Annotated in this window: 9 protein-coding genes; 8 read left to right on the top strand and 1 reads right to left on the bottom strand. The window is 28.5% G+C overall.

Translation table 4 applies throughout. From position 1 onward, the window contains the following. The first annotated feature begins 103 nt into the window (after nt 1-103). Both ACMZI9_RS01215 and ACMZI9_RS01210 read left to right on the top strand, forming a co-directional pair. The gene (locus ACMZI9_RS01215) at nt 104-604 is read left to right on the top strand and encodes a hypothetical protein (protein ID WP_416099072.1); all 501 of its coding nucleotides are present in this window, start codon (nt 104-106) and stop codon (nt 602-604) included. 63 nt (nt 605-667) lie between these two features. Continuing rightward, nucleotides 668-1,078: a hypothetical protein gene (locus ACMZI9_RS01210; protein ID WP_323176717.1), complete on the top strand. Its 411-nt coding sequence runs from the start codon at nt 668-670 to the stop codon at nt 1,076-1,078. 86 nt (nt 1,079-1,164) lie between these two features. Here the strand turns inward: ACMZI9_RS01210 and ACMZI9_RS01205 are convergent, their stop codons facing one another. Next, on the bottom strand, nt 1,165-3,753 hold the full coding sequence (locus tag ACMZI9_RS01205; RefSeq protein WP_323176718.1) for a DNA topoisomerase (ATP-hydrolyzing): 2,589 nt from the start codon (nt 3,751-3,753) through the stop codon (nt 1,165-1,167). 539 nt (nt 3,754-4,292) lie between these two features. Here ACMZI9_RS01205 and dnaX point away from each other — a divergent pair. The 6 genes from dnaX to rsmI are packed head-to-tail and all read left to right on the top strand — an operon-like array spanning nt 4,293 to nt 9,936. Then, on the top strand, nt 4,293-6,755 hold the full coding sequence (dnaX, locus tag ACMZI9_RS01200) for a DNA polymerase III subunit gamma/tau (RefSeq protein ID WP_323176719.1): 2,463 nt from the start codon (nt 4,293-4,295) through the stop codon (nt 6,753-6,755). 8 nt (nt 6,756-6,763) lie between these two features. Continuing rightward, complete coding sequence (locus ACMZI9_RS01195; protein WP_257089044.1) at nt 6,764-7,048, top strand: YbaB/EbfC family nucleoid-associated protein; 285 nt, start codon at nt 6,764-6,766, stop codon at nt 7,046-7,048. Nucleotides 7,049-7,053: 5 nt separating this feature from the next. Next, nucleotides 7,054-7,638, top strand: a complete 585-nt coding sequence (locus ACMZI9_RS01190) for a toprim domain-containing protein (RefSeq protein WP_323176720.1) — start codon at nt 7,054-7,056, stop codon at nt 7,636-7,638. A gap of 27 nt (nt 7,639-7,665) precedes the next feature. After that, nucleotides 7,666-8,316: a dTMP kinase gene (tmk, locus tag ACMZI9_RS01185; protein WP_323176721.1), complete on the top strand. Its 651-nt coding sequence runs from the start codon at nt 7,666-7,668 to the stop codon at nt 8,314-8,316. Next, on the top strand, nt 8,316-9,236 hold the full coding sequence (locus tag ACMZI9_RS01180) for a hypothetical protein (protein WP_323176722.1): 921 nt from the start codon (nt 8,316-8,318) through the stop codon (nt 9,234-9,236). Before tmk ends, ACMZI9_RS01180 begins: the two co-directional genes overlap by 1 nt. Continuing rightward, nucleotides 9,229-9,936: a 16S rRNA (cytidine(1402)-2'-O)-methyltransferase gene (rsmI, locus tag ACMZI9_RS01175; protein WP_323176723.1), complete on the top strand. Its 708-nt coding sequence runs from the start codon at nt 9,229-9,231 to the stop codon at nt 9,934-9,936. Before ACMZI9_RS01180 ends, rsmI begins: the two co-directional genes overlap by 8 nt. Nucleotides 9,937-9,969: the final 33 nt, after the last annotated feature.

Genomic DNA, 9,969 nt, shown 5'->3' with positions numbered 1-9,969 from the left:
AAATTGAAAAACACCTCAACAATATTGAGATGCTTTGAGTTTTTTATAAATTGTCTATAAGACTTGTCCTAGTTTAATATGAATAATTTGAGCATCATTTTTAATGGTCTGTGGCTTAGGTGTGACTATAGCAAGAATTGTTATTACTGTGCAAAATTCAAATAGACACTACGAAATACCTAAAAGAGAAGTCGAAATTAATTTTTTATACAAAAATGAAATTGTTTACTCCTATATGCATTCAATAGATGCTGATGAATATATTCAATTTTTTGAAGTAGATGATGAGAATTTACCTGAAGAATATAAGACAGGTGAATATGAATATAACAAAAACACTTATGCTCTAGATGATACAGAAACTATAAATATAACTATCACCAAAAAACGTGCTCCTGTTACTATGTTCCCATACACATTTGAATTTGTGAACGATAATGATGAAGTGATTTTCACAAATACAACTAACTTGCCTGATTACTTTTATTACTATGACGTAGCTAAATTAGTTCCGGAAGGTTACAAAATGACTACTGAATCAACAAGAATTGATATCAACAAATCACAAACAACCTACAAGATAACTGTTATTCCGACAAATTAGTTAAACTAACTCAAATAATATATAATTAATATGTTATATAGTTAAAATATAACGAGTATAAAAATGGAAACATCGGTTATTATGAACAAACAACAAAGCAATTTATCTAAACCCATTTTAGCTTTATCAATTGTAAACCTTTTATTATGAATAGTTTTTGCAGTTGTTATTTTCTTATTCTCTGTAGCAGTTGCTGGTGTATCTGCAACAATAACAGATTCAGGTGATGGAACCTATGAAAAAGACTATTCTGATGTTGCAGCATTCATGGTATCATACATTATAGTTTTTGGTATTCTTGGATTTATATCTTTTGCAACAGGACTTACAGGATTTATTCTCGTAATCATAGGAGCGATAAGAGTTTCATCACAAAATACAGCTGTAATGGTGCTTTACATAATTTCTATTTTCTTAGGACCATTATTCTCAATGATTGGCGCAATAATTGCTTTAAAGAATAAAATAGTTTAGATGAATTAATAATTGAATAGCTAAAAAATAGCTATTCTTTTTTTAATCAAATTTTGCAAATAAAAAAATATCCCATTGCTGAGATATTATTTCTTTGTACTCTTAGTTAATTCATCAATACGTCTTAAAATGTCATCTAAACTTTTTGAAACATTAGAAACTACAGTATCTGTCTTCTCTAATAGATCTTTTTCTTTCTTCACTTGCTCTTGGGTGAATAAGTTTTGCGCAATTGCATAATCCTTATCAAAATATTTAACATTAAATGACATTTTGTAAATACTTGGAACATCTATATTATAAACTCTTGCGCTATCGCTTGAAACGCCATATGATTTAACAGATTCAATAATTGTGTGCTCAAAATCATCTTTAATGTAGATAACTGATTCATCATTGATTGGCTCACAAACGTATGGAATAAATTTCTTATTATCTTTTAATAAAGGTTTACCTTTAATATTTTTAGGTACAGATGGTAATTTAGATGAATTAATTTTAATAATTTGTCCATTTGTTGATAAGATACCAACCATTTGATCTGATTTAACACAAGTAAATGTAGCAATCTTATCATCAAGTGATAAGTAAACCCCTTTATTACCTTTAGCTTTAGTTCCAAATTGTGGTAATTCAGTTTCAGAATACTTAGTTACATTACCTTTTTCAGTAATTATGATTGCGTTAGTTGTTCCATCTGTCATAACAGCATTAACAACTGCATCTGTTTTTTCAATATTAATAGCTTTGTAAATTTTATTAACCCTTGAAACTTCAAAATCTTTAAGCACTGTTTTCTTAACATATCCATCTTTTGTTGCTAGAGCAATGTAAGATAAAATATTTCAATCTGAAACTTCAAACACTCCCACAATTTCATCCATCACACGGATATCTACATAAGCAGATAAGTGAGTTCCATTGTCTTTTCATTTATCTTCTGGAATTTTGTAAGCAGGGAACACGATGTAGTTACCTTGAGCTGTAATGAAAATTAAGTTATGTAACGAATTTACTTTTCCGAAGAAAACTAAATAGTCATCATCTTTAAGTCCATAATTTTCAATCTTATTACTATCAAGAACTTTTTGTGAGAATCTCTTAATGTATCCAGCTCTTGAAACTCCAATGTTAAGAATTTCTTCTTTGACTAAATCGGTTTGATCATAGCTAAAGTCATATTCTTGATCTTCGATTTGAGTTTTTCTTGGAGTTCCAAATTTAACTTTAATTTCCATTAATTGTTCAATAATGTACTGATCAAACGCTTTTGGATCAATAAGCAATTTGGAAATTTTCTTAATGTCTTTTTCTAATTGTATTTTTTCATTCAAGTAGGCTTGCTTATCTGTTTTAGATAAACGGTAAAGTCTCATTTCAGCAATAGCTGTTGCTTGATTTTGTGTAAATCCAAACTCTTTAATTAAGTTTTGAATAACACCAGCTTTAGAACCTTCTGATCTTCTAATAACTGCAATAACTTCATCTGAAATTTCTGAAACCTTAATAAACCCTTCTACAAGCTCTAAACGTAATTTAAGTTTTTCTAAATCGTATGTTAAAGTCTTAACTTTAATATCTTTAACGTGAGCTACGTAAGCATCTAGAAGCCCAATTACACCAAGTGTAACAGGCTCATTTTTAAGGATGCAAGTATTGTTGTATGTGTAAATAACTTGCATATTTGTTTTTTGAAGTAAGTAATTTAAAATACTACGTTCATTAGCATTTTTATTTAAAGTAATTAAAATGCTAATGCCATCTCTATCTGATTGATCCTTAATTTCTGTAATTCCATCAATTAACTTATCTTTAATAATTTTGTCAATCTCATAAACTAATTTCGACTTCACTACACCATAAGGAATCTCTGTGATTTCAATATATTTATGTTTTTCATCTTCAGAAGTTGTGTATTTAGAAAACAATCTGATTTTGTTTTTTGTATTGTTTCCAAATTCAAGCGCTTCTAAGATACCTTTGTTCCCTTTGATTACACCACCTGTTGGGAAATCAGGACCCTTAACGATTTTTGAAATTTCATCAAAATGTGAAAATGGATTTGTAATTCTGTAGATAGCTCCATCAATAATTTCATTTAAGTTATGTGGGGGCATTTCAGTTGCCATACCTACAGCAATACCTGAAGCACCATTAACAAGTAAGTTAGGGAATAATGATGGTAAAACTATTGGTTCAATTTCTGAATCATCAAAGTTAGGAGCAAACTTAACTGGATTTTTCTTAATTTCACCTAAAACATATTCAGCAATAGGCGACATTCTAACCTCTGTATAACGCATAGCGGCAGCAGGGTCGTTATCAATAGAACCGACATTACCGTGCATATCAAGTAATGGGTGATTGATTTTTCATCATTGAGACATATTAACCATAGCTTCATAAACTGAAGAATCACCGTGTGGGTGATATTTACCAATTACATCCCCTACAACACGAGCTGACTTTTTATATGGTTTATCGTGAGTTAAACCAAGTCCCAACATAGAATATAAAATTCTACGTTGAACTGGTTTCAGACCATCACGTGCTTCTGGAATAGCTCTATTTTGAATAACGTATTTTGAATATCTACCAAAACGATCATCCATAATCTTATCTAATGACTGTCTGATAATTTTGTCTGCAATTTTTTGTTCTAAGTTTTTTTTCATACTTACTCCTACTTAAATGCTTGTTAATTAAAATTATAATTTATTATATAGATGCTAATTACAATTTTTAAAGTATATTCATAGGTATCGAAATAAAAATTTGGAAGATTAAAAAATATGAAGGATTTAAGACTTTTTATAGTAAAATAACATAAGAAAAACAGCATGTATTTTTGCAAAAATATATATGCACAATTCATAAAAATTATCATTATAAAAATAGTTTAAATAAAGGATAAAAATGCGTAAAGTAGTTAGATTAAAAAACAAATTACGTGCTGAAGCTCGTGCTAAAAAACTTGCAAAAGAACGTGCAAGAGACGCTAGAAGAGCTGCTAGAAGCGCTGAATAATCAAGGCCTTTCGGTCTTTTTTTATGCTTATTCACTAAATTAAGCTTTTTTGACTTTTATTCCTAGCACATAGGTATAAAAGTTTTTTAAAACTTTTAAAAAACTATATGTTTTTTATTAGTATAATAATTAAAATAAAGATTTTATCTTTTATGTCAATATCAAATTTTAAGAAGGGTAATTAAACATGGAATATAAAGCGTTGTATAGAAAATATCGTCCAAAAACATTTGATGATGTTATAGGCCAAGAGCACATAATTTTATCTTTGAAAAACATTTTAAAGACTAACAAAATATCACATGCTTATTTATTTTCAGGGCCAAAAGGAACTGGTAAAACATCGATTGCAAAAATATTTGCAATGATGTTAAATTGTGTTCATAAAGATCCTGCTGATGTTCTTAATCCATGTGAAATTTGCTTAAGTAATTTAAACAACAATATTGACATAATCGAAATGGATGCTGCATCAAATAATGGTGTTGATGAAATTAGAGATCTTAAGGAAAAAATTGAGCAAACGCCTATGAATGGTAAATACAAAATTTACATCATAGATGAGGTTCATATGCTTACAAAAAGTGCTTTTAATGCATTATTAAAAACACTTGAAGAACCACCTAAACACGCTATTTTCATTTTAGCGACAACAGACTTACATAAAATTCCTTTAACAATCAGATCAAGAGTTCAAAACTTTGTGTTCCATAGAATGAATGATGATAATATCATTAAACAACTTTCAAAAGTTTTCAACCAAGAACATATAAAATATGATACTCAAGCTCTTAAACTCATCGCAAGATTATCTAGCGGTGGTATGAGGGATGCGCTTACAATTGCCGACCAAGTTAGTATGTTGCATTCAGGTATCATAAGTGCTGAATCAATTTATCAAAACTTCGGTGTTTTATCATCAGAGCAAATTGTTAAAATCTTCCAATTAATTTCTATTAACAATGGAACTAAATTAATTTCATTATTAAATGAATTCCAAAATAACGGTGTTGAACCTCAGCAATTCGTTTTGAGTTTAGTTAACTTCTTAAAAGAAAAGATAATATTATCTAAAACAAATAATGTAAGTTTATTAAGTTGATTTGAACCTGAAGAGTTATCATCAGTTCACTTAGATAATAAAACTTGTTTTGAATTAACTGACATATTCTATGATATGTTAATTAAAGTTAACAAAAGCGAATATCCATTTGAAATTATTCAATTAGGTGTTTTGAAAGCTTTAAATGCTATCAATCCTAGTTTACATGAAGATTCAGATGAAACTTATGTTGCACCTGTATTTATCAAACCTGTGTTTAACAAAGAAAATCACAAAACTTCAACTAATAATGTTTTCACAGAAACTAAAGAAATTATTGAAGAAGAATTAACTTCTAATGAACCTCAAAATAATATTTCAATGGAAGTCGACAAAAATGAAAACACTATTCTCCAAGACATAAAAGTTGAAGAAATTGAAGATGATGGTTTTATAGATAACTCATTTTTGAGTGAAAAAATAGAAGAAGAAAAACTTGAGGAAGAAAAGTTTGTTTTAACAACTGAAAACATTTTTTCAGTTATATCCGGTAACTTTGATATTGAAATAAATCAGGTAAATCAGGAGTCCTCACAAACACAAACAGAGGAAATTAAGAAAGAAACTGAAGAAAAAGTTGAACAAGAAACAAAACAATCAGATAATCATTTTGCTGATGCATTAATAATTCCTGAAATTGAACCTGTCGGGAATGGATTAACTGATGAATTTACACCTTATCAACAAGAAAACGTACCTACTGAAGCGCAAGAAGAAAAAAACATCTTACTTGAATCTTTAGAAATTAATAAAGCACTCACAAAGGAAATTTCTGATCAAGTTAATAAAACAAATGAATTTATTATCCAAAAACACGAATTATCAAGTGATTTTGATGATGTTAATGATGATATTATCCAATTACAATCAGATACATCAACAAATAAAATATTAATTAACACTCGTGAAGTAGAAGTTCCTAAGTTTGGTGAAACAATGGAATTTGTAGAGGAAGTTCAAAAAGAAATTCAGGAAGAAATAAAAGAAGAAGAAAAACTCCTAGAACCTGAAGAAATTCCAACTAATGATGAACCAATACAAATTGGTGAACCACAAGAAGTTAATGTTTTCGAATATATATACAACACTCTTTGATCTAAAGAAGATCCATCACGTGATAAAGTAGCTCAATTCCAAAGATCAATTAATCAAGATTTAGCAATAATCACTCAAAACAAACCTGAGTTTTCTGAGATTGCTGAGTTGTTTGAAGACTCATTAATTATGGCTGCTTCAGAATATTTCATTAACATTTACAATAAAGATACTGCTAAAGTTAATAAGCTAAAAGAGCTTGCTAACACACCTAAAATGCAAGAATTTGTTAAATATGTTTTTGATAACAAAAACAAATATATTTATCCAGTTGATGCAGCAGCTCTTGCTAAAATTAGAGAAACAATTGGACAAAATAAAGACATCCAAATTGCAGATTATAAACCTAAAAAATGAGAAGATGAGTTTGCACAAAACACTTTAACTGACTTAACTCAAATTGGTAAATTATTATTAGGTGATGATGAAGAATTAGAAATCGAATATGAATAGAGGTTATTATGAATAATGATTTTTTAAGAAGAATTAAAAATATGCAAAAAGAATTAGAAACAAAACAAAAAGAATTAGATGAAAAAACATTCACAGTTTCTAAACAAGGTATTGAAGTAGTTCTTAAAGGAGATATGTCAATCGTTTCAATTGAAATTGATGAATTATTAATTGATCCTGAAGATAAAGACATTCTTCAAGACTTAATTACAATAGCGATCAATGAAGGTATTGATTTAATCAAAGAAGAGCAAGATAAATTAGCTCCATCAATGCCTGGAATGCCATTTTAATAAGAATGTTTAATACTGAACAAATTAACAAATTTTTAGAAGTTATCAGGCAAATTCCTGGTATTTCTAAAAAACAAGCTGAAAAAATTGTTTATTGAATATTAGAAGCTGAAAAAGAGCAAGTACAACAAGTTGCACAAGCTTTTATCGATGTAAAAGAAAAAACAACATTTTGTCCTATTTGTTCGCAAGTTATTGAAAACAATTATTGCAGTATTTGTGACAATAGTTCAAGAGATAACACGTTGTTAATTGTGGAAAACAGACAAGTTATGCAAAAAATTGAAGATGCTAATATTTACAACGGTAAGTATTATGTATTTTCACATCTAATTATCAATGAATATGAGGAGCAAAAGTATCAAAAAGAAATTCAAAAACTTTTAGATTATGCTCAAAAATTTGATGAAATTATTTTAGGGATTTCTCCAAGCATAAAAGGTGAGGTAACTAATGAATTCCTTAAGGAGAAACTTACTAAACAGAATTTAAAAGTGACAAGATTAGCCATTGGTTTACCAGTGGGTTCATCAGTTGACTACATTGATGCTATCACTTTAAAATTCTCACTTATAAATAGACAAAAATAAATTAATTACAATCATCTGGAGGAAACTATGTTTATATCATTTGAAGGTTTAGACGGTAGTGGTAAAACTACTTTAACACAGAAACTTTACGTAAAATTTCAGGAACTTTACCCACACATTCCTGCTCTTTGAACAAGAGAACCTGGTGGTAGAGGGATTAAAGAAGCTGAAAAAATTAGAGAAATTATTTTAAGCAAAGAATCAGATCTTTCACCTGTTGCTGAAGCTCTTTTATACACAACAAGTAGAAGAATTCACTTAGAAAAAGTAATTTGACCAGCACTTAAAGAAAATAAAATTCTTATTTGTGATAGATATGTAGATAGCTTTTATGCATATCAAGGATATGCAAGAAATTTAGGTATTGAATTTACAAAAGCTATTACTAACATAGTTATTAATGGGACAATGCCAGATATTACAATTTTCTTAAATTTAACTCCAGAGCAAGCTAAAAAGCGTCGTGAAGAAACAAGATTAGTTGAAGACAGAATGGAACAAGAAAAATTACAATTCCACCACGATGTTTACAAAGGGTACTTAGAAATGATTAAATCAGACCCTCAACGTTTCATTATTATTGACGCTACTCAAACAGAAGATGAAGTTTTAGAAGATATTATCAAGCAGTTACAACAAAGTCCAAAATTTTTATCTTACCTTAAATCATTTGAGTAATGATTAATCAATCTATATTAAAGTCAATAAATGATTCAGCAAAATTAAATAAGCTAAATCATTTATTTTTATTAACTGCTAGTAGTAACTACAATTTTGACAACGATTTGTTAGATTTTATCAACAAGATTAACCCTGCTCCAATAGCTAAATTAGACAAATTAAACCTGCCATCTAACATTTACTATTTAGACGGTTCAGAAGAACCTATTAAAAAAGAAGAATTTGAAAATGTTTTTAATGAAGTTTCTTATTCAAGCAACTTTGATAAGTACAAAATAGTTATCATTAAAAACATTGAAAACTCTTCATTAATTGCACTTAATTCACTTTTAAAATCAATTGAAGAACCATCAGATAAAGTTGTTATTATAATGACAACAAACAATCTGAATAATGTTCTTCCAACCATATTATCACGTGCACAAGTCTTAAAAGTTGATATTCTCTCACCTGATATAATAGAAGAAAAATTTGCTTCATTGAAAAATGATCCAACTTTTTCAGTTGTCAAAATGCTTTCTAACGATTTAACTTTTTTAACTGAAGCTTCTGAAAACTTAGTTAAATATCAACACCTTATTGCAGGTTTCATAATTGCTACGAGACAATCTTTATTAAATAAAATTTATATGTTTGAATATTTAGATAGAACACTAATAAATAAGGATAACGATAAAGATGCACACTTTGTTTTATCACTATTAAAAGCATTCATATTAGGTAAGTTTTTAGAATTCCAAACATTACCATTGCACAAAGAACTAAATAAACTAAGACAAGAATTATTAGAAAAGCACCCTAACTTATTAACATTTATAGTTGACTTAGATGACTTTAATAACTCAAAAAACTTTCAAGGTAATTTTGAATTACATAAACAACTTTTATTAAACAAATTAATGGAGTACTATGGCTAAATTATATATTGTAGGAACACCAATCGGTAATCTTGAAGATATAACTTTAAGGGCGTTAAGAACTTTACAAGAGGTAAACATAATTGCTTGCGAAGACACAAGAGTCACTTCTAAACTTCTTCAAAGATATGAAATATCAAATAAAAAATTATTAACATACAATAATTTCACCGAAAAACATAGTGCTCAAGGAATTATTAACTTAATATCTAATGGAGAAGACGTTGCTTTAGTATCTGATGCAGGTATGCCTGTTGTATCAGATCCTGGATTTGAAGTTATTGCAGAAGCAAGAAAAAACAACATAGATATCGAAATTATTCCAGGTGTAAATGCAGCTATAACAGCATTTGTTGCTTCTAACTTTACTAATGACTTTACATTTCACGGTTTTATTAAAGACAAAACTCAACAAAGAATTAATCAACTTAAAGAATTGAATATCGGTACACACATTTATTATGTGTCGCCTCATAAATTAATCTCAACTTTAGAAGACATTAATTCTGTATTTAATGGACAAGAAAAAATTTGTTTAGCTAAAGAACTTACAAAACTACACGAAAATCTTTTTTATGGGTCTGCTAGCGAAATTCTTCAGCACTTTGCAAATTTAGACTCTATTAAAGGTGAGTTTACAATGGTTCTGAATTTACCTAAAATCAAAAGAGAAAAAGTAAATAAATATAAAAAGGATTAGAAAAAATCAGCAGTTTATTTGCTGATTTTCTTT

It is taken from the genome of Mycoplasma sp. 4079 (genome assembly GCF_047785185.1).
Taxonomy (GTDB): domain Bacteria; phylum Bacillota_I; class Bacilli_A; order Mycoplasmatales; family Metamycoplasmataceae; genus Mycoplasmopsis.
The sequence above is the reverse complement of the archived record's forward strand: the minus strand, read 5'-3'. Positions and strand labels throughout refer to the sequence as shown.